This window comes from Streptomyces sp. NK15101, assembly GCF_020400725.1.
Lineage (GTDB): Bacteria > Actinomycetota > Actinomycetes > Streptomycetales > Streptomycetaceae > Streptomyces.
Window position 1 is genome coordinate 66,248 of sequence record NZ_JAINVG010000016.1, and the last position, 20,933, is coordinate 87,180.

The window sequence follows — 20,933 nt, forward strand, 5'->3', positions numbered from 1 at the left end:
GGGGTGGGGGATCAGGGCGTCACGTCCTTCGCTTGGACATGAGCAGTCCGCCGGCCACGAGGGCGAACAGGCAGACGCACGCGCCGGTGATCACGTTGCTGAGGACCGCGCCCGTGTCGGGGTTCCGCGAGACCACCCACGGGGAGACGATCAGCCACGCGCCCATGAGCAGAACGACGAAGTTCAGGTCCTGCGACCGCTCGGGGACCATCGACATGCACAGGCCGAGCACCGCGAGCGAGATGCCGACGATCAGGTTGCTGATGGCGAGTTCCGGTCGGGCGGCGGAGAAGTGGACCGTCCACGCGGAGATCGCGGCGTACACGCCGGCGAGGATCACGAGCTCCTCGACGGCCGCGACACCTCTGGTCTGGAGCATACGGGCATATCGGTCCCGCATTTCCGGCGCGTCGGGGTGTCCCGCGATATCGCCGTGACGGTGAGAGACGTCGGCCATGTGACTCGCCTCCTTATGGCGTCATGCATGTCCGGCCGCGCTGCGGCAATCGTGCCGCTGCTTCATTGTGCGCTTATCTGGCCTTTATGTGTAGGTCTGTCCGATAAGGGATGTGCACAGAAAAGGGGTGATCGACATGAAGGAACCCGCCAAGGACATTTCCGTTCAACAAAAATTCGATGCGAAGCCGGACCGTCCCCCGTGTCGACGGGGCGTCGCTCTCGCCCGGTGTCCCGTGCCGCCCCGGCGTAGCCTGGAAGTGGACTCGGGGATCGGACCTTTTCCACCGCCGGGAGTGCGCGATGGCCGGCATCGTACGAAAGAGCTTCGACTCAGCGGACGAGACGCGTCCCTTCGAGGACGGCAAGGGCAGGCTGGACCTGGTCAAGGGTGACGGCGGCTCGGTGGGCCGGGCCGTCTTCGAGCCGGGCTGGCAGTGGTCCAAGCACGTCAAGCCCATCGCGGGCACCGACAGTTGCCAGGCGTCGCACGTCGGGTACGTGGTCAGCGGCCGGATGAAGGTCGTCATGGACGACGGTGAGACGACGGAGTTCGGCGCGGGAGACTACATGGAGGTCAAGCCCGGACACGACGCGTGGGTCCTCGGCGAAGAGCCCTGCGTGGCCCTCGACTGGACGGGCTTCACCGACTACGCCCTGCCGCCGTCCTCCTGACGGCCCGTCCGCTCCCGGCCGCACCCCGGAAGTCCTCCGGGGTGCGGCCGGTGGCGGAGGCCCGCGAACTGCGCGTCGAGGGCGGGACCACTGCCTCACCGGCCACTGGCGCAAGGCGCGGCCGCACCCGGGCGGACCTTCACGGTGACGGGGCGGCCCCTGTGGGGCCGCCTCCTCCGGAGCGCCCCCGCGACCGCTCGACGGGCACCCACGCGCCGCCCTCGCCCTACGACCGCGCGGGCACGTGGGCACGCGGGAAGAGGTGATCGCCCGCGTGGACGGATCCGACATCGCGGTCGAGGGCGCGGCCCTGCCGCTCCGGGCGGGGGCCGGGAGCCCGGGATCACGCCGCGCGCGGTCGACGGCCTCCGCCGGAGCGTCCGAGCCGTCGGCCTCACCGCCGGGCCCCGCCGCTTCCACGACGCCGTCGAGATCCCGCGGGCCGTCCTCGACGACCTCGACGCCCGGCCTCCGCGGCCCCGTCCGGGACCGTCTCGGATCGGTGCGCTCCACCGGCACCGACGTGGTCGTCACCGGCCGGATCCTGGCCGTCGCCCGCCTCGGCCTCATCCCGGACCGCGCCCGAGACGGCCTCGAGGCGCCCGCGGAGCCCTATCCGTAGGCGTCGGTGACGCAGTCGGCGGCGCAGCGCCGGTGTTCGAACCGCTGACGGAGCGCCGCCGCCGCGTGCCGCCGCTCCACCTCCGCGTGGCCGTACCGCTCCTCGGCCATCCGCACCACCGCCCCGACACTGACGATCGCGGGCTCGCCCTCGCCGGCGGACCGGCGGGCCTCCGCGATCACCTGGTCGGCCGCTCGCCGGAGGTCACGGGCGTACTCCCGCCGGGCGACGGACCGCGCCCGCGAGGCCGCGAACGGCCGCACGGCCCGCCCCTTCCAGACCACCCCGGCGGCCATGAGGCCGGCCCCGGACAGGAACCAGAGCGTCCACCCCACGGCTCCGGCGTCCCACTTCATCGCCGCCGCCTTCCCCCCGGCCCTGCGGGCCCCTTCTCCGAGGCTCCGAGGCTCCGAGTCTAGGGGCGCCGTCCGTGCGCCGTTCCCGTGCCGCGCCCGCGCCGTCCCGGCGCCGCGTCCGTGCCGCGTCCAGGGGGGAGGCCGGGGACGGGGCGCCGGAAGCAGGGAATTGACACGTGTAAGTATGCGGTGACACGCTCCTCTCTCCGGCCCCATGTGCCCGCACGTGCCCGCACAGAAGGAGCAGCGCCCCATGAGCACCACCGTCACCACCGCCCGAGGACCCGTGCGCGGCGAGCGCCGTGCGGACGGAAGCCTGCGTTTCCTGGGCATCCCGTACGCACAGCCGCCCGTCGGCGACCTCCGCTTCGCGGCTCCCGTGCCGCCGGAGCCCTGGTCGGAGCCGCTGGACGCGACCGCGTACGGACCGACGGCCCAGCGCCGTCCGTTCGCGGAGGTCACGACGATCCCGGAGCCGTCGGTCCCGGGTGCCGGGGTGCTGAACCTGAACGTGTTCACGCCGGCGGCGGATCCGGAGGCCGGTCTGCCGGTGCTGGTCTGGATCCACGGCGGCGGGTACGTGGCGGGTTCGGCGGCGAGCCCCTGGTACGACGGGGCCGCGTTCAACCGGGACGGAGTCGTGCTCGTCTCGGTCGGCTACCGCCTCGGGATCGAGGGCTTCCTGCACCTGGAGGGCGCGCCGGACAACCGGGGCGTACGGGACTGGATCGCGGCCCTGGAGTGGGTGCGGGACAACATCGCGGCCTTCGGCGGCGACCCCGCGAAGGTCACGATCGCCGGCCAGTCGGCGGGCGGCGGCGCCGTGCAGACGCTGCTCGCGGTCCCGTCGGCGCGGGGCCTGTTCCGGGGCGCGCTCTCCGTCTCGGGCGCGGTCGTGCGGCCCGACGGCCCCGAGGCCGCCCGCGCCGCGGCCCGGCTGTTCACGTCCCGCACCGGCGTCCCGGCGACCGCCGCCGCCCTGCGGGACCTGGCCGATGACGAACTCCTCGACCTCCAGGACCGCATGTCCGCGGCGGGCCCGGACCGCGAGGGCCTGCCGCCGATGCTGGCCCTCGCCCCCTTCGCGGACGGCGAGCTGCTCCCCGTGCCCGTCCTGGACGCCCTGACGACGGGCGGGGCCGGCGCGGACGTGCCGCTGATGCTCGGCTTCACCGAGGACGAGTTCACGATGATCCCCGCGCCCGGTCCCGGCGCCCCGCCGCTGCCCGTCCTCCTCGGCGGGCTCGGTCTGGACCCCGCCAGGGTCGGCGCCTTCACCGAGGCGTACGCGGCGGGCGGCCCGGAGCGGTACTTCGGGCAGGCGCTGACGGACACGCTCTTCCGCGCCCCGAACCTCGCCGTCGCGGACGCCCGCGCCGTCCGCGAAAGCCCCACCTGGTTCTACGAGTTCCGCTGGCGCTCGCCGGCCGCCGGGCTCGCCCTCCACTGCCTGGACCTGCCCTTCGCCTTCGACCTCCTCGACGCCGAGGGCGTCGCGACCGCCGCCGGGGACGGCCCGCCGCAGGCGCTCGCCGACGCCCTGCACCGGGCGTGGGTCGCGTTCGTCACCGACCAGGACCCGGGCGCCGACTGGCCGCGCTACACCGCCGCGGAGCGCGCCACGAAGATCTGGGACGAGGAGCCCCGGATCACCGTGGACCCCTTCCGGCGGCTCCGTGAACTCTGGCTCGACCGAAGGGGTTCAGGGGCGGCCGGCTGAAGGAGCCGGCCGACCACGCCCTCGTGCGCCCCGCGGCGGACTGGCGACGGAGATCCGGCCGGCGGTCGGGAGCCGGTGCGCCCCCTCACTGCTGGGCGTGGTCGATCGCGGCGATCTCCGCCGCCGTCGCCGTGGCCCGCCGACCCGACGGCGCCGGGCCCTTCGGAGGGGTGCAGCCGCCGGCCCCCCGGCATGCTCCTGTGCAGGCTCCCCGGGCAGTGGCCGGGCACCACGTCCTCGGCATCGGGGATCGCCTGGGTGAGCTCTCCCCGGGTGAGCTGCTTGGTCAGCGGTACATCGGTGTCGTCCTTGAAAGGCCGCACCTCGCGCGATCCGCTCGCGGACGGCGCTCCGGCGGGTGGTGCCGACCCCTCCGACACCGTGTCCGCAGAGCAGGCGGAAAGCGTGAGAGAAGACAGAAGGGCCGCTGCTGTGGCGATGTGACTCCGCGTCACGTGATCAACACCGACCCTGGCGCGCAGTGGCCCCGGCACCGGAAGCCGGGCCGTCGCTTCCGGAGCTCGCCGGTCGGCACCGGCCCGGCAGGAGGCCTTGCGCGCGTTCTCCGGGGAGACGCCGTCGCACTTGGCGCGGGCCGCGTCACGGGTGCGGTCGAGGAGCGTGGTGAGCTGGGTGCGCTCGTCCCGCGCGGGCGGCGCGCCGTCGGTTCCGGTCATCGCTCGGAGCGTCCCCGGTCGCCGCGACCGATGTCGAGGCGATCGGCGACCGCCCCGTCCCCTTACCATCGGGCTCAGTCCACCGCACCCGCCCACGGACGGATCGGAACGCCAGATGCTCGAGGACTTCGCCGACCTCTCCACGCCGCTGATCGCCGACGCCTGCGTACGGCTCGGGGAACCGCTGCGGGCCGCGCCCGCCGGGATCCTGCCCGTCGTGGCCGGGCAGCGCGTCGCCGGCCGGGTGCTGCCCGCCCGGCACTACGGAAGCGTCGACGTCTTCCTGGAGGCCCTCACGCACGCCGCACCCGGGGACGTCCTCGTCATCGACAACGCCGGCCGCCGCGACGAGGCCTGCATCGGCGACCTCGCCGTCCTGGAGGCGGAAGCGGCGGGCGCCGCCGGGGTCGTCGTCTGGGGCCTGCACCGGGACACCCCGGACCTGATCGAGATCGCACTGCCCGTCTTCTCGTACGGACGCCACGCCCCCGGCCCCGTCCGCCTCGACGACCAGGACCCGGACGCGCTGACCACCGCGCGGTTCGGCGACCACGAGGTGACCGCCGCCGACGTGGTGTTCGCCGACGACGACGGGGTGCTCTTCGTGACGGCCGACCGCGCGGACGCCGTCCTGGAAACCGCCCGGGCCCTCTTCCGCACCGAGCGGGAACAGGCCCGCCGGATCCGGACGGGGGAGACCCTGCGCACCCAGACCCGCTTCGACGAGTACCTCGCCGGCCGCGCCGAGGACCCCTCGTACACCTTCCGCCGCCACCTGCGCCGGATCGGCGGCGCTATCGAGGAGTGACCGCGACGCCCGCGGCTCAGCCCTCGAAGCCGACCGTGCCGTCCGGCAGGATCGCCTCCACGCGCGCCCCGTGCTCCACGGTCCGGCTCACCGTGCAGAACTTCTCGTGCGTCAGCCGCACCCCGCGGGCGAACACCTCGGCCGCCTTCGGGTTGTTGTCCGGCAGGTCGAACTCGTAGCTCACCCGGATCCGGCCCACCCTGCCGTCGTCCTCCGGCCCCGAGACCGACTCCACCACGATCCGCAGGTCGTCGTGGTCCACCGCCCGGGCCGTCCGGTCCACGACGAGGCCGCCGCAGCCGCCCATCGCCGCGAGCAGCAACTCGACCGGCGTGAACGACGGCTGCGCGTCCGCGTCGTCGGCGGCGGCCATCCGGACCTCCGCGCCCCGGTCGTTGCGGGCGGTCCAGTTCCGGTACCCGGTGCGGACGGTCTCGATCCGGTAGTCGGCCATGGCGGTGAGGCTCCTTCGTTCACGTGCGTGTTCCCGTACGGTACGCGCCGGGGACGGCGGGACCTCGGACGCCCCGCGCGTCCGCGCGGGCGCGGACGACCGCGCCCCACGCCTCCGACACCGCGCCCCAGACCGCCCGGAGTTCCGGCTCCGCCGCCCGCACCGACGCCACCGCCGCCCCCGGCTCGCCGCCCGCCGAGCGAAGCTGCTCCCCGTCGGCCGCCGCCCACGCCGCCACCGTCTCCGCGCCCGCCTCCGGATGGAACTGCACCGCCCAGCCCGCACCGCCCACCCGGAACGCCTGGTACGGGCAGTCGTCACCCGTCAGCAGCGGCACGGCCCCGGCCGGCAGGCGGTCCACCTCGTCCCAGTGCCACTGCGCCGCCGGAGCGCCCTCCGGCACCCCGCCGAACACCGGGTCGCCCGCGGCGGCGGGCAGCCTGCGCAGCGGTACGGCACCCACCTCGGGCCCCTGGGCCCGGCGCGACACCGAACCGCCCAGGGCGTGGGCGACGATCTGACCGCCCAGGCATATCCCGAGCAGCGGCACCTCCCCGGCCACGGCCTCGCGGACGAGCGCACGGACCCCGGGCAGCCAGGGCGCGGCCCCGTCGTCCTCGCAGTTGACGGCCCCGCCGAGGACGATCAGCCCCGCGTGGCCGCCCAGCGTCCCCGGGAGCTCCTCGCCCCGCCAGGCGCGTATCACGTCCAGGCGGAGCCCGGTCCGCACGAGCTGCTCGCCGACCAGGCCGGGACCGGCGTCCTCCTCGTGCTGCACGACGAGCACGGCCGGCCCGCCGTGCTCCGCCGCGCCCGTTCCGGCCGCACCGGTCTCCCTCGTCTCCGTCGTCACGGTCGCCCCGCCTCCACGTCCTCTGCCCCGGAACGCCCAGGCGCGTTCGCTCACCCGAGGATCGCCGAAGGAACGCCGGTGCGGGAGCCCCTTGAGGACCTGCGCGCGAGCACGTCTGAGTAGCGCGGTACGGGCGGCTGAGTACGCCGACCGATACGGCGGACCGCCGCCCGCTGATGGACTGGGGTCATGACCTTCGACGCCCGGCGCGACCGCCGCCTCCAGCACGTCACCGCCACCGGCACGGCCCTCGCGGTGGCCCTCGGTCCGCTGGTCCTCGGCGCGCTGTTCGCCAAGTCGGTCGGAGGGGACCCGATGGTCTCCGTCAACGCCCTGATCGCGGGCGGCGGCCAGCGCGCCCGGATCTCCCGCGCCCAGCTGCGGTCCGGCGTCCGACTGCGCCCGGGGGCCCGGACGCGCCCCGGTACGCGCCCGCGGAGCCGTGGGGCCGTCGTGCGGCCCGGCTCGGTCGTGCGGCCCGGCTCGGTCGTGCGGCCCGGCTCGGTCGCGCGATTCGGCTCAGTCGCGCGGCTTGCGCGCCAGGAGGAAGGCCTGGGGCGTCTTCTCCTCGGGGTCCGGCTCCCGTACCAGACGGGCCGACTCGGTCAGTCCCGCCGCCGACAGCAGGCCCGCCAGACGGTCGGGTGACCGGCGGTACACGTCGAGGGCGACCTCGTGCCCGTACGCCCGCTCCAGACGCACCCGCTCGTCGCCCACCTTGAATGCGACCAGCGCGTGCCCGCCCGGCGCGAGGACCCGGTGGAACTCGGCGAAGGAGGCGACGAGCTCGTCCTCGGGCATGTGGACCGTCGAGTACCAGGAGAGGACCCCGCCGAGCGAGGCGTCCGCCAGGTCGAGCGCCGTCATGGAACCCACCTCGAAGCGCAGCCCCGGATAGGTCTCCCGGGCGACCGCGATCATCCCGGGCGACAGGTCCACACCGAAGGCGTCGGCGCCCAGGTCCCGCAGATGGGAGGTCACCCGGCCCGTCCCGCAGCCCAGATCGCCGATCGCGCGCGGCCCGTCCGCCGCCTCCGCCTTCTCCACGAAGCCGGCGATCATCGCCCGGTCCAGCGGCATCGTCGCCAACTGGCCGGCGAGCAGCCGCTCGTAGTCGGCGGCGACGGTGTCGTACGAGCGGCGGGTGGCGGTGACGTGCGCGGCTTCGGTCATGAACGGGACCCTATGGCAGCGCCTCCCCCACGGCGTCCGCGCAGGGCGTCCCCACAAGACGTCCACTTCCGAACGGCTCCCGTAGGCCCCGCACATGAGCGATGATCGTCACCTCTGAGGATACCCGGGAGTAACCCGCCGGGTTCATGGCGAAAGGCGCAACGAATGGCGAGGCGGCACCCCGAGCGGGACGACGACCACACGAGCGGCACCGGGGACGCGCGCCCGGCCGGCCGGAGCGAACCCGGCGTCGGACGGCGCCGCTTCCTCGGATACGTCCTGGCGGCGCCCACCCTGACCGTCGCCGCCCAGCTCGGCGCCGAGGCCCTCGCCCCGCGCCGGGCGGCCGCGGCGACACCGGCTCTCGTCCCCTCGCTGCCGGGCCCGGCCGAACTCCTCGACCTCAACGAGCTGCTCACGCTCGCGGCCCTGCCCACCAGCAACCTCATCACCATCCGCGTCGACGCCGACGGCACCGCCCACTTCGCCCTGCCCCGCGCCGAGGTCGGCCAGGGCGTCACCACCTCCAGCGCGATGATCGTCGCGGAGGAACTCGACCTGCCCCTGGACAAGGTGAAGGTCACCCTCGCCGACGCCCGCCCCGAGCTGCTCTTCAACCAGCTCACCGGCGGCTCCAACACCACCTACTCCACCTACACCCCCATCCGGGTCGCCGCCGCCCTCGCCCGCGGACGGCTCCTGCGCGCGGCCTCCCTCGTCCTCGGCGAGGCCGTCGAGACCCTCACGACGAAGGCCGGCGCCGTCGTCTCCCCGGCCGGCGCGCTCCTCGGCTACGGCGAACTGGCCGTCAAGGCCGCCGCCCTCACCGACGCGGCGGTGGAGGTCACGCTCAAGGACCCGGACCGCTTCCGCGTCATCGGCACCGGACAGCGCCGGGTGGACGCCCTCGAAGCGGTCACCGGACGCAAGAAGTTCGCCATGGACCTCCAGGTTCCGGACGCGCTGCCCACCATGGTCTGCCGCCCGCCGACCATCAACGGCACGGTCCGCTCCGTGGCCAACCTCGCCGAGGTCCGGGCCATGCCCGGCATCACCGACGTCGTCACCGTCTCCACCGGCGTCGCCGTCCGCGGCCGCACCTTCGGCCAGTGCGTCGACGCCGTCCGCGCCCTCAGGGTCGACTGGGGGCCGGGCACGGCCGAGGGCGCCTCCGACGCCACGGTCCTGGCGGAGCTCCGCCGGGCCGAACTCCCGCTGGTGGTACCGCCGCTGCCGCTCCTCACCAAGGCGGTCGACGCCCGCTTCACCTTCCACTTCGCCAGCAACGCCGCCCTGGAGACCAACTGCGCGATCGCCGACGTACGGAAGGACTCCGCCGAGATCTGGGCCTCGCTCAAGGCGCCGATCGTCGCCCAGGAGCAGATCGCCCTCAAGCTCGGCCTGCCGCCCGCCGCCGTCCGCGTCCACGTCACCGAGGGCGGCGGCTCCTTCGGCCGCAAGCTGTTCTCCGACGCCGCCCACGAGGCCGCCGAGATCTCCCGGGCCCTCGGCAAACCGGTGAAGCTGATGTGGCACCGCACCGACGACTTCCGCCAGGGCCGTACGCACCCGATGTCCACCTCCCGGGTCCGGGCCACGTACTCGCTCGGCGAGGTCCTCACGTACGAGCAGCGCCACACCTCCGTGGCCACCGACTTCGGGCACGGCGTCGGCGAGGTCCTCACGGCGGAGGCGGCCCGGCTGCCCGTCGCCGACGCCACCTTCTCCGAGACGATGTTCCAGCTCACCCAGATCAGCCCCTACCACCTCGGCGTCACCACCCAGCTCCTCGCCGAGACCGACAAGGGCTTCAACACCGGGTCCATGCGGAACATCTACTCGCCCAACGTCCGATGCGCCCAGGAGCTCGTCATGGACGAACTGGCCAAGAGGACGGGCCAGGACGGGTACGCGATGCGGCGCCGGCTCCTCAAGGACGCGCGGGCCCGCGCGGTCCTCGACAAGGTCGCCGAGGCGGGGGAGTGGGGCCGGAGCATGCCCGCCGGCACGGGCCAGGGCATCGCCGTCCACACCGAGTACCACTCCGCCGTCGCGATCCTCGCCGAGATCGACTGCCGGCCCGAGACCACCGGACGCAAGATCCCGGGCGCGTACACCGGGCCGCGCGTGACCAAGGTCGTCTGCGCCGTGGACGTCGGCCTCGCGGTCAACCCGCGCGGTCTGGAGGCCCAGATGATGGGCGGCATCGCCGACGGCATCGCCATCACCCTGACGTCCGGACTCCACCTGAGCGACGGGCACTTCCTCGAAGGCAGCTGGGACCAGTACTTCTACACCCGGCAGTGGAACACCCCGCCCGAGCTGGAGATCATCGTGATGCCGCCGAGCGGCGACGAGCCGGGCGGCGCGGGAGAGCTGGCGGTCGCCGGCGCCATGGCCGCCGTCGCCTGCGCCTACGGCCGGGCCACCGGCACGATGCCGACGGTCTTCCCCGTCAACCACGCCGAGCCGCTCGCCTTCACGCCCCTGCCGACCGTCCCGCCCGTCCCGGCCTCGCCCACCGACGGCCGCGACCGCACCATCTGAGACCTGGAGCCCCCGTGCCGCAGCACACCTTCATCCTGAACGGCAAGGCCGTCACCGCCGACGTCGAGGGCGACGTCCGGCTCCTCTGGGTCCTCCGGGACGTCCTCGGCGTCACCGGTCCCAAGTACGGCTGCGGGGTCGGCGTCTGCCGGGCCTGTACGAGCCACCTCAACGGCAAGGCGTTCACTCCCTGCGCCGTGCGCGTCGACGACGTGGCCCCGACCGACGAGATCACCACCATCGAGGGCCTCCCTGACACCGTCGGCGCCGAACTCCACCCCATGCAGGAGGCCTGGCTCGACCTCGACGTCGCCCAGTGCGGCTTCTGCCAGCCGGGCCAGATCATGGCCGCGGTGGCCACCGTCCGCCGGGCGCGCGAGGCCGGACGCGAGGTCACCGAGGCCGACCTCGACACCATCCGCAACATCTGCCGGTGCGGCACCTACCACCGGATCCGGCAGGCAGTCCTGGAGGGCGCCCGCCGGATGGAATGAGATCGGTTCGCACCACGAAGGTATTCTTGCCGCATGGCGAGAGACGACGGCGGGAAGATGAGCGTGGTCACCGCGCTGGTGCGCGGCGCGTTCCTCGTGAACGCGGTCTACGCGGAGTCGGGCAGGGAGTACGGGCTGACGCCGCAGCAGGGCCAGCTGCTCTGCGTCCTGATGCCGGGCCCGTCCGGGATGGGTGAGCTCGGCGCCAAACTGGGGCTCGCCAAGTCCAGCCTGACCGGGCTCGTCGACCGGACCTCCCGCCTCGGCTTCGTCCGCCGCGAACCGGACCCGGGGGACCGGCGGGCCGTGCGGGTGACGCTCACCGAGGACGGCGCGCGCGTCGCCGAGGACTTCTACACGGAGACCTGCCGGCGCATCGAGGAGCTCCCCGCCGGCCTCGAAGGCCCCGACCGCGAGCGGCTGGCCGAACTGCTCGGCCGGGTCGTCCAGGACAACGAGGTCCCGGTCGTCTTCGTCGACCCGGCCTGAGCCGTACGGGCGTCCGTGCCGGAGGCTCCCGGCGTCAGGGCGCCGACCGGAGCGGCGCGAGCGTGCACCCCGGTTCCTTCCGCGTCAGGCGCGCGGCCCCCTCTCGGGGCCCCGTGGACGAGGAACGCGCGCGAGGCCCGGCTAGGCTCCGGCGCGCTTCTGCAGGCGGCTGCCACGCGGCAGGGTGACGGACATGATGTCGCTGGGGCCGTCCAGCGCGATGCGGTGCCATCGCCCGCGCGGGACGACGACCGCCGTTCCGGCCGCCAGCCTGATCTCCTCCTCCTTCCCTCCCGGCTGTTCCGGACGGAAGCAGAGGCGTATCCCGCCGGTGAGGCAGGACACGAGTTCGTCCGCGGTGGGGTGGACTTCCCAGTGGTCGCCGTGGACGTCGGCGTCGGTCTCCACGTGGAAGGTCATCAACTGCCAGCCGTCCCGTTCGGAGTCGAAGACGGGCCGCTCGGCGCGCACCCGGCCACCCTGGTCCAGGTGAATGAAGGAGGAGAAGAGATCGATCGGTGCGGTGGTCATGCCGGGACATCCGTTCTGTTCGGTGAAGTTCGTCCGGTGGGATCGGGGAGCGTGGTCATCGGGCCGGTCGGCCGTACATCGCCACGCGGTACAGGTCCGCGAGCGCTTCGTCGATGGGGTGGGGCTGCGGCTTGCCGGAGGAGTCGAGCCTGTTCCACCTCTGCGTGTTCACCGCGACGGCCATCTGCCGCTCGCCGTCGGCGCGGATCATCGCCAGCGTCCCGGCGCCCCAGACCGTGCCGCCGTTTCCCCAGAAGGTGACCTGGCCGGGCTCCTCCATCGGGTACAGGCCGAGGCCGTAGTCGATCGTCGTTCCCGCGTGGGAGACGACCGGGCCGGTGTGCCGCATCTGCGCCAGCGACGACGGGCTGACGATCTCACCGGCCAGCAGCAGGCGGTAGAAGCGGTTGAGGTCCGCGACGGTCGATATCAGCGAGCCCGCCAGGCCCGTCCATGACATGTCGTAGACGCTGTAGTCACGCGGCGGGTCGATCATGCCGAACCACGCCTCGTACATCTGCGAGTGCGGCCCGTCGACGTACGGTCCGGTGGGGAGTTCGGTGTCCCGGAGCCCGGCGCGCTCGATGACGTTCCGGGTGATGTACTGCTCGGCCGTGGTGCCGGTCACCTGTTCCAGCAGCAGGCCGAGGAGCAGGTAGTTGGTGTTGGAGTACACGCCCGGCGCACCGCCCGGGACGCCGACGGAGGGTGCGGCGACCCCCAGTCCGACGAGCTCGACGGGGTCGAAGCGCGTGAAGCGGAGGTCGTCCAGGCTGTCGGGCCGGGTGTCCGCGACGACGGGGAACGCCTTCAAGGACGGGTAGGCGTACGGGAGGTACTCGGCGAGGCCGCTGGTGTGGTTGATCAGCATCCGCACCGTGATCGCGTCGCCGCGTTCTCCGGGGACCAGCTTCGGAAGGTACCGGCCGATCGGTGCGTCGAGCCCGATCCGGCCGGCCTCGGCCAGCTGCAGGACCGCGGCGGCGGTGAAGGTCTTGGTGATGCTGCCGACGCGATGCCGCATGTCGGCGGTGACGGGGCGGCCGGTGGCGACGTCGGCGACTCCGGCGGCGCCGCGCCAGACCCGGTCGCCCGCCCGTACCTCGGCGAACAGGCCCGGTACCCCGGCGCGGTGGACGTTCTCGACGGCGGCTTCCAGCGCCGGTAAATCCAGCGGGTTCCTCACGACATTCGTCCTTTCGGATTGCCCGGATCGAGCTCCACGTCGGTCGCTCGCCCCGGGCGACAGGGCGCGTGACACGTCGGCCCGGCTGCCGCCGGACCGCTCGGCACGCTCATGTCCTCATTATGCACGCGGTGCGTGCAACACCAAGTGCATGGGTTAGACTGAGTTCGACGAGAGGGGCGAAATGGCAGGTCGAAGGCGCTGGTCGACCGATGAGATCCTGGACGCGGCAGCGGAGTTGCTGCGCACGAGCGACGCGGAGTCGTTCAGCGTGCGCAAGCTCGCCGCGACGCTCGGCACCGACTCCTCCAGCCTCTACCGGCACTTCCGCAGCAAGACGGAACTGCTGCGCGCGGTCGCCGACCGGATCCTCCTGGCCTCCATGGACGGCTACCGCGCCGAGGGCGACTGGAAGCAGCGCATCACCGCCCTGGCCCTGCGCTTGAGAGAGGCGTTCGGGCAGCAGCCCCAGCTCGCCGCGGTCTGGGGACGGTACGCCTCGGGCGGCGCCGGTTCCCGACTGGTCATGGAAGAGGTGCTGCAGGCCCTGCGCGCCTCGGGACTGCCCGACGAGGAGATCCCGGCGCGCTATCACCGGCTCGCGGTCCTCATCGCCGCGTTGATCGCCTCCGAGGCCGGAGTCAGCACCATCACCCCGGAGGAGTACGAACAGGGCATGGAGCTGTTCCGCGTCGCGGTGCTCGGCGCCGACCCCGAACGCTTCCCCGCCCTGGCCCACTTCGCCCGCGACGTCCGCCCCCTCGGGGCGGACCGCCGCGCCGCGTTCGAGGAGATCCTCGCCGCCCACCTCGCCCACATCGAGGCCGCGATCCGCCCGAGCAGGCCCACCGGCTCGTGAGCGGACCTGATGCGGCGCCGGTCCGGAGGCGGCTGCGGCCTCGCGGTCCTGGTCCTGGTCCCGTCGGGGAGACCGCCGAGGAATCGGAACGCCTGCGTTCCCCCACGGTCTGACAGGCCCCGAACGGCCGCGGTCACGCCGGGCCTTGGTCACGCCGAGCCGTGATCATGCCGAGCCGCGGTCACGCCGAGAGGAACGGCTCCGTCAGATGCGGCGTCGCCAGGTGCAGCGCGCCGGCGGTTCCGCGGCCGAGCATGCGCTCCCTCGAGTGCCTGGCCGCCTCGGGGTCGGCCTCGTGCGCGTAGGCGAGCCCGGGGTGGAGCAGCTGGAGGGCGTGCACCAGGAGGTCGCCGGTGACGAGCGCCGACTCGCGTCCGTCGGTGACCAGCACGCTCTGGTGTCCGGGCGTGTGACCGGGAGTGGCGACCGCGCGCCCGGCGCGCAGCGGGGTGTCCCCGTCGAGGAGCCGGAGCCGGCCGGCGGCCGCGAGCGGGTCGGTGAGGGTCTCGCGAAGCTGCGGGTTGAGGGTGTCGAGGGCGTCGAACTCGGCCCGCTGGAGCAGGTATTCGGCGTTCGGGAAATAGGGGCGGCGGCCGCCGGCCGAAGCGTCGCCTTCCGCCGGGCCGCCCGTCGACGGGACGGCCGCCTCGCTCACGACCGCCCACCCGACGTGGTCGGTGTGCAGATGGGTGAGCACCACGGTGTCGACTTCGGCAGGGTCGATGCCCGCGGCGGCGAGCGACGCGGGGAGCACACCGGGCACGGGCGCCCACGAGCAGGCCGGGCTGTCCGCCGGACCGATCCCGGCGTCCACGACGGTGAGGCCCTTGTCGCCGCGGATCGCGTACGCGCGGAACTGGAGCCGCCAGCGGCCCTCGGCGTCGACCGCGCCCGGGTCGAAGCGGTCGGCCTCGGCCCACTGGGCGGCCGTGGCGCCGGGGAAGGCGTCGGCGCGCGGGGAGAAGAACGGACCCTCGGCGTCGGCGAGGGCGATGATCTCGGTCGGGCCGACGCGGAGCCGGGGAACGTCGAGGGACATGGCCGCGATCCTGTCATGCCCTTCACGCGGGCGGTGACCCGCCCGTGCCGTGATGACGATCCCGGCGGGGAGACGGTCTCCCGGTGACGCGGCCGGCGAGCCGTGACGAGCTGCCCGGACTCCTGGTCGTCCTGTGGCGGGGCCGTCCTGCGGCGGGAGCGTCCTGTGGCAGGTCGCTGCCGTGGCCCGGAGCGGGTCGGGCTACGTCGGCGAACCCGTCGCCAACTTCTCCCGCACCACGGAGAGGTACTCCGCCACCGCGTCCCGGTTCCGGGTCAGGCAGCGGATCCGGGCGGTCATCCGGTCCCGTTCGTTCTCCAGGGTCTCCAGCATCTCCGGGGTCGCGTCGGAGAAGTGGATGACCCTCGGCTTGTTCAGGCACGGGAGGATCTGCTTGATGATCCGGGTGGGCAGTCCGGCGTCCAGCAGGCCCCGGATCTGCATCACCCGGTCGACGTTCGACTCGTCGTAGACGCGGTAGCCGTTCGGCAGCCGGTCCGCGACGATGAGGCCCTGCTCCTCGTAGTACCGCAGCAGCCTGCGCGGTGTTCCGGTGCGCTCGGACAACTCGCCGATCCGCATGGGAAGCCCCCTCCAGGGAATCGCTTGACCTTCACATCGATGTGAGGGTTCGAGCATACGGACATGACCCACGACACGACAGCGGCGGCCGGTCCCGCCACCTCCACGTCCGAGCAACTCCGCCCCCGATCGGGCCGGTTGCCCCTCCCTGCCCTCCTCGCCCTCGCCACCGCCGTCTTCGTCACCAGCCTCACCGAGACCCTCCCGGCCGGGGTCCTGCCCGGCATGAGCGCCGACCTCGGCGTCGGCGAGGCCGCCATGGGCCAGTCGGTCACCGGCTACGCCCTCGGCACGGCCCTCACCGCCGTCCCCCTGGCCGCCCGCACCGCCGGCCTGCGCCGCAAGCGCCTGCTGCTCACCTCGACGGCCGGCTTCGCCGCCGCCAACACGGTCACGGCCGTCTCCTCCTGGTACGCCCTCACCATGGGCGCCCGGTTCCTCGCCGGGGTCGCCGCGGGCGTCGCCTGGGCCCTGCTCGCCGGATACGCCCGTCGTCTCGCCCCGGCGCACCTCCAGGGCCGGGCGGTCGCCGTCGCGATGACCGGCATCCCGCTCGCGCTCTCCCTCGGCGTCCCGGCCGGCACCTTCCTCGGCGAGGCCGTCGGCTGGCGGGCCGCCTTCACCGCCATGACCGTGATCGCCGTCGTGCTCCTCGGCTGGATCGCCCTCGCCGTCCCCGACCTGCCGGGCGAGCCGCGCGGCGGGCGGGCCCCGGTCGCCCGCACCCTGAGGGTCCCCGGCGTCCTGCCCGTCCTCGCCGTCACCTTCACCCTCGTCCTGGCCCACACCGTCCTCTACACCTACGTCGCGGCCTACCTCGACCACCTCGGCCTCGCCGGCTCCACCGGCCTCGTCCTGCTGGTCTTCGGCGCCGCCTCGCTCGCCGGGATCTGGTTCACGGGCCGTCACATCGACCGCCGGCTCCGGGCCCTGACCCTCGCCGGAACGATCCTCTTCGCCGTCGCCGCGGCCGCGTTCGCCGTCCCCGCGGCGAGCACCGCCCTGGTCCTCGTGACCGCCGCGCTCTGGGGCCTCGGCTGGGGCGGCGCGCCCACCCTCCTGCAGACGGCCGTCGCCGAGGCGGGCGGGGACGACGCCGACACCGCACAGACGATGCTGGTCAGCCTCTGGAACGCGGCCATGGCGGCGGGCGGCGTCGCGGGCGGCCTCCTCCTCGACGGGCTCGGCGCCGGCGCCCTGCCCTGGAGCGTCCTCGTGCTGCTCGTCCCGGTGGTCGCCGTGGTGGCCGGCGCCCGCGCCCACGGCTTCCCGGCCCGCGGGTGACCGGGTCCTGTCCCCCCGTGAGAACACGGAGGCCCCCACCGCGCGCGGTGGGGGCCTCCGTCCGTCTCGGACCCGGGGGTCAGACCGTCGGCGGCACCCGGGACGGGCGGCCCGAGCCGCGCGTCAGGACGTAGCCGCCGATGCCCGCGAGCGCTGCCAGGACGCCGCCCGCGAGGGTCCAGATCCAGCGGTCGGACCACCAGCCGGAGGACCAGCCGTCCTCCGGGGCCGCCGCCTCGACGGCGGTCTTCCGGCCGGCGTCCTCGTCCGCCTTCGCCCGGTCGGCGGTGGTCGCCCCCGGGACGAGCGGCGCGGCGAGCGAACCGTCCGTGGCGTAGGCGCCGCCCTCGTCGAGGACGTCGGCTCCGATCCGCGCGGTGAAGGGCTGGCCGAGGTCCTCGTCCGGGCCGCCGGTGACGGTCAGCCGGACGTAGTAGCTGCCGGGCAGCGGGTCGTTCGCCCAGGCGTCGGCCGAGGCGCGGACCGGGCGCAGCACACAGGCCAGCTCCACGGTCGCGGCCTCCTTCGCCGCCGTGCGGGACTGCATCCCGTACATGCACGGCTGACGCCGCCGCAGCCCGTCGTACACGTCGACCCGCCAGGTGGCGGGCCCGTGCCGCAGCGCCGCGTCGGGCAGCGTGACCGTGGCCTTCACGGTCGGCCGCTCCCCGGTGTCCGCCGGGAACACCCAGTACAGGTAGTCGCCCGTGGCGGCCTGCGCCGTGGCCTGCTGACCCGGCAGGAACCGGGCGGCGGTGCGGAAGGTGGTGCCGGCCTCGGTGGGGCCGGCCTCCTCGGAGGAGGACGCCGAGGGGCTGGGAGCGTCGGCCAGGGCGGCCGGGGCCGCGAGGCCGAGCAGGGCGGCGCCCGCGAGCGCGGCCGTGGCGAGCATGCGTACGGTACGCATCAGTTGGTCCTCCAGACAGCGACGCGCCAGCGGGACAGCCAGCCCCAGAGCAGACCGGCCAGGAAGCCGGCGAGGACCAGCACGCCGAGCAGCCACCAGCCGCGGCCGAGACCGAACGAGGCGACGTCCGACGCGCTCGACGGGCCGTCGACGACGTCCACCGTCAGCTCGACCGGCATGCCCGGCGTCGTCTTGACCGACGGGGGAGCGGAGAAGGAGTTGCTGACCTGGAGGCAGACCGTCTCGGCCGCCGGCTTGGCGTCCCCGGGGCCGCCGTCGAGCTCCGGCTTCGGGTAGCGCAGCCCGGTCGAGATCACGTCCGTGCGCCCGTCGCCCGCCTCGGAGCCGCGGACGATCTCCCGGCCGTGGAGCGTGACGGCGCGCAGCAGCACCCCGTAGTCGTTGTTGACGGCCCGGTCGGCCGACACGCTGACGGAGGCCCGGAGTTCCTGGCCGGGCAGCAGGTCCACCCGGTACCAGCGGTGCTCGCCGAAGGACTCGCGGTCCGTGTAGAGGCCGGGCTGCAGCCGCGGCGCCTTCTCGCACCGCGCCGCGCCCTCGGTGGCCACGGGGGTGACGACGGGGTCGGCCGCTCGGTCGACCAACTGCTTGACGCGCCGGGAGAGTTCCTCGGTGCGGTGAACCGAGGTGTACGTGCCTCCGGTGGCCTCCGCGATGCAGGTGAGCTGCTGCCGGGTCTTGGCGTCCGGCACGAGGCCCAGGGTGTCGATGACGAGGTGGATGCCCTTCGCCGCGATCTCGCGGGCCACCTGGCACGGGTCGAGCGGGGCGCAGGTGTCCTCGCCGTCGGTGATGAGGACGATCCGCTTGGTCGCCCCGTCCTCGCCGAGGTCGTCGGCCGCGCCGAGCAGCGCCGGGCCGATCGGCGTCCAGCCGGTCGGGGCGAGGGTGGCCACCGCGGTCTTGGCCTCGGTCCGGTCGAGCGGCCCGACCGGGTACAGCGAGCGGGTGTCCTTGCAGCCGCGCTTGCGGTCGTTGCCGGGGTAGTCGGCGCCGAGCGTGCGGATGCCGAGCCGCACCTCCTCGGGCACCGCGTCGAGGACCTCGTTGAAGGCCTGCTTGGCGGCGCTCATGCGGGACTTGCCGTCGATGTCCTTGGCCCGCATGGAGCCGCTGACGTCGAGGACCAGCTCGACCTTGGGGGATTCCTTCGCCACCGGCTCGTCGGCGGCCGCGCCCGTCGGCAGGAGCGCGACGCTCAGGGCGGCGAGCAGCGCGCAGGCCCCGGTCGCCAGCCGTTTTCTCGTGATCATCGCCGGATCGTATTGATGATCGTCCGACAAACCAAAACGGGGATGGGTCCTGTCATCCCTGGCTGTTGAGGAAGCCGATGAGGCAGGCGCCCCACCAGCCGGTCTGGCTGACGGCCGCGGCGAGGCCCGAGCGGACGAGCAGCCCGCGGGGGGCGGTTCCGGCGCGGTGCGCGTCGAGGAGCTGGCCGAGCCGGTGCGCCCACAGGCCGTTGAGGGTGACGGCGACGACGAGGCCCAGCTTGACCAGGGTCAGCGGGGAGTGGAGGTCGGGGCGGAGGAAGAGGCCGGAGACGACGAGTCCGCCGAGCCCGGCCCAGATCGGCGTCTGGAGGGAGACGGCCGTGTCGAGGACGGTGGCGAGCGGTCGCTTCCCGGTCACCCAGAGCAGGGCGAGCCAGTCGACGGCGAGGACCGAACCGAGCCCGACGACGAGGAAGGCGACGTGGAAGAAGCGGGCCACAGTCAGCAGCGAGGCGTCCGCGTGGACGTGTCCGGCGGTCCAGCAGGCCGCCGCGATGCCGGCGGTTGCGACGAGCCCGAGGGCGGTGAGGAGCCAGGAAGGGGTGAGCTCCTGCGCGGGTCTGAGCTCCTGCGCGGTTCTGGACATGCGTTGATCTTCCGGATGTAAGGACGGTGTAACTAAGGTAAGGCGAAGCTAAGTGTCGCTAGTGTGCACGTCAAGCCCGTGTGGTGCACGTCCCAGCCCTCGGAAGCGCCGGTCAGCGGGGCTCCGGGTCATGGACCGGCGACTGCTTCGGCGAGGTGACGGGCTCCGACGGTGACCGCCTGGACGCCCCGGAGGTCCAGGCGGCCCGGTCGAAGGCTCGGGGACGGGTGTGCTGCTCGGGCCGTTGAGCCGCACCGGCCGACGGCGGGGGAGCGAACCGCTCCCGGTGGGGCGAAGCGCCGGAGCGAATTCTCCGCTCACCGTGGCCTTGCGGAACGTGCTCTGCTCGGACTGCTCCGATCGGCGAGCGGCCAGGCGTATTCGCTGTACTGGATGCCGAGGGCGATGTGCTTCAGGGCCTGGTTCAGGTATGGCGGCATCGGCTGCGGCAGATCGGTCATCTTGTGCCAGAACCAGCCGTCGCACCGGTGAGGCTCGGGGTTGTCGACTTCTTCGTGTGGGTGGTCGGTCTCGAAGAAGAAGGCGATTCGCTCGTCGCCGGCGTGGGTGGAGACGTGGTGCATCACGTGCACGAACCGGAGATTCTCCGGGGAGACGAGGATGCCTGTCTCCTCGCGGAGCTCGCGGGCAGCTCCGTGTCGGGCGGATTCGTGTTCCTCGAGGAGGCCGGCGGGGATCTGGAACATCCGGGGGAACACGGTCGGGTGGCGGCGTCGGCCCATGAGCAACTGGCCGTCGAAGCGGACGAGTACGTGGACGTCGGCGTAGTGGGCGGCGTACGTCGCGCCGGATCGGGCGGCCTTCTCGGGCATGGTGGTCTACCTGTCGCCGTGGTCGATGTCGCCAGGTGCCCGAGACTCACGTGCGGGGGTCTCACCCTGAGACAGCCGTGTACTGATCCTTCTGTCGAGCTCCGTCATGGTCTGGTGGAAGACGCGTTCGAGGTCCACGTTGTAGCGGTGAGCCAGGATGAGTACCGACCACAGGCAGTCGGCGAGCTCGTGTTCCAGCGCGGGCCGACCCCCCGGGTGCTCTCTCGCACCCTCCTCCGCCATGACGAGTTTGGCCAGGTCGCCGACGTCGCCCATGAAGCCGAGCACGAATTCGGTGCGTGTCCAGACCCGGCCGCGCTCACGACGGTTCAGCTCGTCGTAGCGGTCATGGATGCGGATCGCCTGCTGCTTCAGTTCGTCGAAGTCCACGGAGTCCGTCCCTTCGGGGTGGGTGGGCTGACGAGCGCTGCCCGTTTGCCGGTTCTTGCGTGACGAGGAGTCCTGGAGGCCGGGCCCGTCGTGCCGGAACGAGCGGGAGGCGTGTGA

At 73.5% G+C, this 20,933-nt stretch carries 22 protein-coding genes; 8 read left to right on the forward strand and 14 right to left on the reverse strand.

The features are described from left to right. Window positions 1-19: 19 nt before the first annotated feature. A complete protein-coding gene (locus K7G60_RS11920; protein WP_225800817.1) occupies window positions 20-379 on the reverse strand; it encodes an SPW repeat protein in 360 nt (119 codons plus the stop codon). A gap of 380 nt (window positions 380-759) precedes the next feature. Between K7G60_RS11920 and K7G60_RS11925 the strand changes: the two genes are divergently transcribed. Then, window positions 760-1,131 (forward strand): cupin domain-containing protein, encoded by a 372-nt coding sequence (locus tag K7G60_RS11925; RefSeq protein WP_225800818.1) that lies wholly within the window; start codon window positions 760-762, stop codon window positions 1,129-1,131. 612 nt (window positions 1,132-1,743) lie between these two features. Here K7G60_RS11925 and K7G60_RS11930 read toward each other — a convergent pair. Beyond that, window positions 1,744-2,109 (reverse strand): hypothetical protein, encoded by a 366-nt coding sequence (locus K7G60_RS11930; protein WP_225800819.1) that lies wholly within the window; start codon window positions 2,107-2,109, stop codon window positions 1,744-1,746. 253 nt (window positions 2,110-2,362) lie between these two features. Here K7G60_RS11930 and K7G60_RS11935 point away from each other — a divergent pair, with 253 nt between their 5' ends. Together K7G60_RS11935 and K7G60_RS11945 are read left to right on the forward strand one after the other, a co-directional pair. Further along, window positions 2,363-3,829, forward strand: coding sequence for a carboxylesterase/lipase family protein (locus K7G60_RS11935; RefSeq protein ID WP_225800820.1), 1,467 nt, complete (start codon window positions 2,363-2,365; stop codon window positions 3,827-3,829). A 792-nt stretch (window positions 3,830-4,621) separates the two neighbouring features. Then, window positions 4,622-5,314 carry an RraA family protein gene (locus K7G60_RS11945; RefSeq protein ID WP_225800821.1) on the forward strand — a complete coding sequence of 231 codons (693 nt, stop codon included), beginning with the start codon at window positions 4,622-4,624 and terminating at the stop codon, window positions 5,312-5,314. Between the two features lie 16 nt (window positions 5,315-5,330). Here K7G60_RS11945 and K7G60_RS11950 read toward each other — a convergent pair whose 3' ends face one another. The 3 genes from K7G60_RS11950 to K7G60_RS11960 all read right to left on the reverse strand — a co-directional run bounded on the left by K7G60_RS11950 (window position 5,331) and on the right by K7G60_RS11960 (window position 7,794). Then, on the reverse strand, window positions 5,331-5,768 hold the full coding sequence (locus tag K7G60_RS11950; RefSeq protein WP_030689015.1) for an OsmC family protein: 438 nt from the start codon (window positions 5,766-5,768) through the stop codon (window positions 5,331-5,333). A 19-nt stretch (window positions 5,769-5,787) separates the two neighbouring features. Then, the gene (locus K7G60_RS11955) at window positions 5,788-6,621 is read right to left on the reverse strand and encodes a type 1 glutamine amidotransferase (RefSeq protein WP_308080819.1); all 834 of its coding nucleotides are present in this window, start codon (window positions 6,619-6,621) and stop codon (window positions 5,788-5,790) included. 519 nt (window positions 6,622-7,140) lie between these two features. Beyond that, window positions 7,141-7,794 carry a class I SAM-dependent methyltransferase gene (locus tag K7G60_RS11960; RefSeq protein ID WP_225800822.1) on the reverse strand — a complete coding sequence of 218 codons (654 nt, stop codon included), beginning with the start codon at window positions 7,792-7,794 and terminating at the stop codon, window positions 7,141-7,143. Window positions 7,795-7,959: 165 nt separating this feature from the next. On the opposite strand from K7G60_RS11960, the gene K7G60_RS11965 reads away from it, so the two are divergent. From K7G60_RS11965 to K7G60_RS11975, 3 genes are read left to right on the forward strand one after another with little or no spacing between them, the layout of a single operon-like run. After that, a complete protein-coding gene (locus tag K7G60_RS11965) occupies window positions 7,960-10,341 on the forward strand; it encodes a molybdopterin cofactor-binding domain-containing protein (protein WP_225800823.1) in 2,382 nt (793 codons plus the stop codon). Window positions 10,342-10,355: 14 nt separating this feature from the next. Continuing rightward, the gene (locus K7G60_RS11970; protein WP_093877632.1) at window positions 10,356-10,835 is read left to right on the forward strand and encodes a (2Fe-2S)-binding protein; all 480 of its coding nucleotides are present in this window, start codon (window positions 10,356-10,358) and stop codon (window positions 10,833-10,835) included. A 57-nt stretch (window positions 10,836-10,892) separates the two neighbouring features. Next, on the forward strand, window positions 10,893-11,324 hold the full coding sequence (locus K7G60_RS11975; RefSeq protein ID WP_225800864.1) for a MarR family winged helix-turn-helix transcriptional regulator: 432 nt from the start codon (window positions 10,893-10,895) through the stop codon (window positions 11,322-11,324). Between the two features lie 141 nt (window positions 11,325-11,465). Here K7G60_RS11975 and K7G60_RS11980 read toward each other — a convergent pair whose 3' ends face one another. Both K7G60_RS11980 and K7G60_RS11985 read right to left on the reverse strand, forming a co-directional pair. Further along, window positions 11,466-11,855: a cupin domain-containing protein gene (locus K7G60_RS11980; RefSeq protein WP_225800824.1), complete on the reverse strand. Its 390-nt coding sequence runs from the start codon at window positions 11,853-11,855 to the stop codon at window positions 11,466-11,468. 55 nt (window positions 11,856-11,910) lie between these two features. After that, window positions 11,911-13,041, reverse strand: a complete 1,131-nt coding sequence (locus K7G60_RS11985; protein WP_225800825.1) for a serine hydrolase — start codon at window positions 13,039-13,041, stop codon at window positions 11,911-11,913. A 184-nt stretch (window positions 13,042-13,225) separates the two neighbouring features. Here K7G60_RS11985 and K7G60_RS11990 point away from each other — a divergent pair, with 184 nt between their 5' ends. Further along, on the forward strand, window positions 13,226-13,900 hold the full coding sequence (locus tag K7G60_RS11990) for a TetR/AcrR family transcriptional regulator (RefSeq protein WP_225800826.1): 675 nt from the start codon (window positions 13,226-13,228) through the stop codon (window positions 13,898-13,900). Between the two features lie 181 nt (window positions 13,901-14,081). Here K7G60_RS11990 and K7G60_RS11995 read toward each other — a convergent pair whose 3' ends face one another. Further along, window positions 14,082-14,939, reverse strand: coding sequence for an MBL fold metallo-hydrolase (locus tag K7G60_RS11995; protein ID WP_225800827.1), 858 nt, complete (start codon window positions 14,937-14,939; stop codon window positions 14,082-14,084). Window positions 14,940-15,140: 201 nt separating this feature from the next. Beyond that, the gene (locus K7G60_RS12000) at window positions 15,141-15,521 is read right to left on the reverse strand and encodes a MerR family transcriptional regulator (protein ID WP_225800828.1); all 381 of its coding nucleotides are present in this window, start codon (window positions 15,519-15,521) and stop codon (window positions 15,141-15,143) included. Window positions 15,522-15,584: 63 nt separating this feature from the next. Here K7G60_RS12000 and K7G60_RS12005 point away from each other — a divergent pair, with 63 nt between their 5' ends. Next, window positions 15,585-16,805 carry an MFS transporter gene (locus K7G60_RS12005; protein ID WP_225800829.1) on the forward strand — a complete coding sequence of 407 codons (1,221 nt, stop codon included), beginning with the start codon at window positions 15,585-15,587 and terminating at the stop codon, window positions 16,803-16,805. A gap of 79 nt (window positions 16,806-16,884) precedes the next feature. On the opposite strand, the gene K7G60_RS12010 is transcribed toward K7G60_RS12005, so the two are convergent. The 5 genes from K7G60_RS12010 to K7G60_RS12030 all read right to left on the reverse strand — a co-directional run bounded on the left by K7G60_RS12010 (window position 16,885) and on the right by K7G60_RS12030 (window position 20,816). Beyond that, a complete protein-coding gene (locus tag K7G60_RS12010; RefSeq protein WP_225800830.1) occupies window positions 16,885-17,712 on the reverse strand; it encodes a hypothetical protein in 828 nt (275 codons plus the stop codon). Then, window positions 17,712-18,986, reverse strand: a complete 1,275-nt coding sequence (locus K7G60_RS12015; RefSeq protein ID WP_225800831.1) for a VWA domain-containing protein — start codon at window positions 18,984-18,986, stop codon at window positions 17,712-17,714. The genes K7G60_RS12010 and K7G60_RS12015 overlap by 1 nt, the downstream gene beginning before the upstream one ends. 52 nt (window positions 18,987-19,038) lie before the next feature. Further along, a complete protein-coding gene (locus K7G60_RS12020; protein ID WP_225800832.1) occupies window positions 19,039-19,593 on the reverse strand; it encodes a hypothetical protein in 555 nt (184 codons plus the stop codon). A 317-nt stretch (window positions 19,594-19,910) separates the two neighbouring features. After that, window positions 19,911-20,426, reverse strand: coding sequence for an NUDIX domain-containing protein (locus K7G60_RS12025; RefSeq protein ID WP_225800833.1), 516 nt, complete (start codon window positions 20,424-20,426; stop codon window positions 19,911-19,913). A gap of 6 nt (window positions 20,427-20,432) precedes the next feature. After that, window positions 20,433-20,816 carry a MazG nucleotide pyrophosphohydrolase domain-containing protein gene (locus tag K7G60_RS12030; protein ID WP_225800834.1) on the reverse strand — a complete coding sequence of 128 codons (384 nt, stop codon included), beginning with the start codon at window positions 20,814-20,816 and terminating at the stop codon, window positions 20,433-20,435. Between the last annotated feature and the right edge of the window lie 117 nt (window positions 20,817-20,933).

Coding starts and splice junctions, on each gene's coding strand:
- K7G60_RS12005 (WP_225800829.1), top strand. CDS start 15,585: ATGACCCACGACACGACAGCGGCGGCCGGTCCCGCCACCTCCACGTCC.
- K7G60_RS11990 (WP_225800826.1), top strand. CDS start 13,226: ATGGCAGGTCGAAGGCGCTGGTCGACCGATGAGATCCTGGACGCGGCA.
- K7G60_RS11920 (WP_225800817.1), bottom strand. CDS start 379: ATGCTCCAGACCAGAGGTGTCGCGGCCGTCGAGGAGCTCGTGATCCTC.
- K7G60_RS11935 (WP_225800820.1), top strand. CDS start 2,363: ATGAGCACCACCGTCACCACCGCCCGAGGACCCGTGCGCGGCGAGCGC.
- K7G60_RS11960 (WP_225800822.1), bottom strand. CDS start 7,794: ATGACCGAAGCCGCGCACGTCACCGCCACCCGCCGCTCGTACGACACC.
- K7G60_RS12000 (WP_225800828.1), bottom strand. CDS start 15,521: ATGCGGATCGGCGAGTTGTCCGAGCGCACCGGAACACCGCGCAGGCTG.
- K7G60_RS11975 (WP_225800864.1), top strand. CDS start 10,893: ATGAGCGTGGTCACCGCGCTGGTGCGCGGCGCGTTCCTCGTGAACGCG.
- K7G60_RS11930 (WP_225800819.1), bottom strand. CDS start 2,109: ATGAAGTGGGACGCCGGAGCCGTGGGGTGGACGCTCTGGTTCCTGTCC.
- K7G60_RS11925 (WP_225800818.1), top strand. CDS start 760: ATGGCCGGCATCGTACGAAAGAGCTTCGACTCAGCGGACGAGACGCGT.
- K7G60_RS11945 (WP_225800821.1), top strand. CDS start 4,622: ATGCTCGAGGACTTCGCCGACCTCTCCACGCCGCTGATCGCCGACGCC.
- K7G60_RS12010 (WP_225800830.1), bottom strand. CDS start 17,712: ATGCGTACCGTACGCATGCTCGCCACGGCCGCGCTCGCGGGCGCCGCC.
- K7G60_RS11950 (WP_030689015.1), bottom strand. CDS start 5,768: ATGGCCGACTACCGGATCGAGACCGTCCGCACCGGGTACCGGAACTGG.
- K7G60_RS12025 (WP_225800833.1), bottom strand. CDS start 20,426: ATGCCCGAGAAGGCCGCCCGATCCGGCGCGACGTACGCCGCCCACTAC.
- K7G60_RS12020 (WP_225800832.1), bottom strand. CDS start 19,593: ATGTCCAGAACCGCGCAGGAGCTCAGACCCGCGCAGGAGCTCACCCCT.
- K7G60_RS11980 (WP_225800824.1), bottom strand. CDS start 11,855: ATGACCACCGCACCGATCGATCTCTTCTCCTCCTTCATTCACCTGGAC.
- K7G60_RS11965 (WP_225800823.1), top strand. CDS start 7,960: ATGGCGAGGCGGCACCCCGAGCGGGACGACGACCACACGAGCGGCACC.
- K7G60_RS12015 (WP_225800831.1), bottom strand. CDS start 18,986: ATGATCACGAGAAAACGGCTGGCGACCGGGGCCTGCGCGCTGCTCGCC.
- K7G60_RS11995 (WP_225800827.1), bottom strand. CDS start 14,939: ATGTCCCTCGACGTTCCCCGGCTCCGCGTCGGCCCGACCGAGATCATC.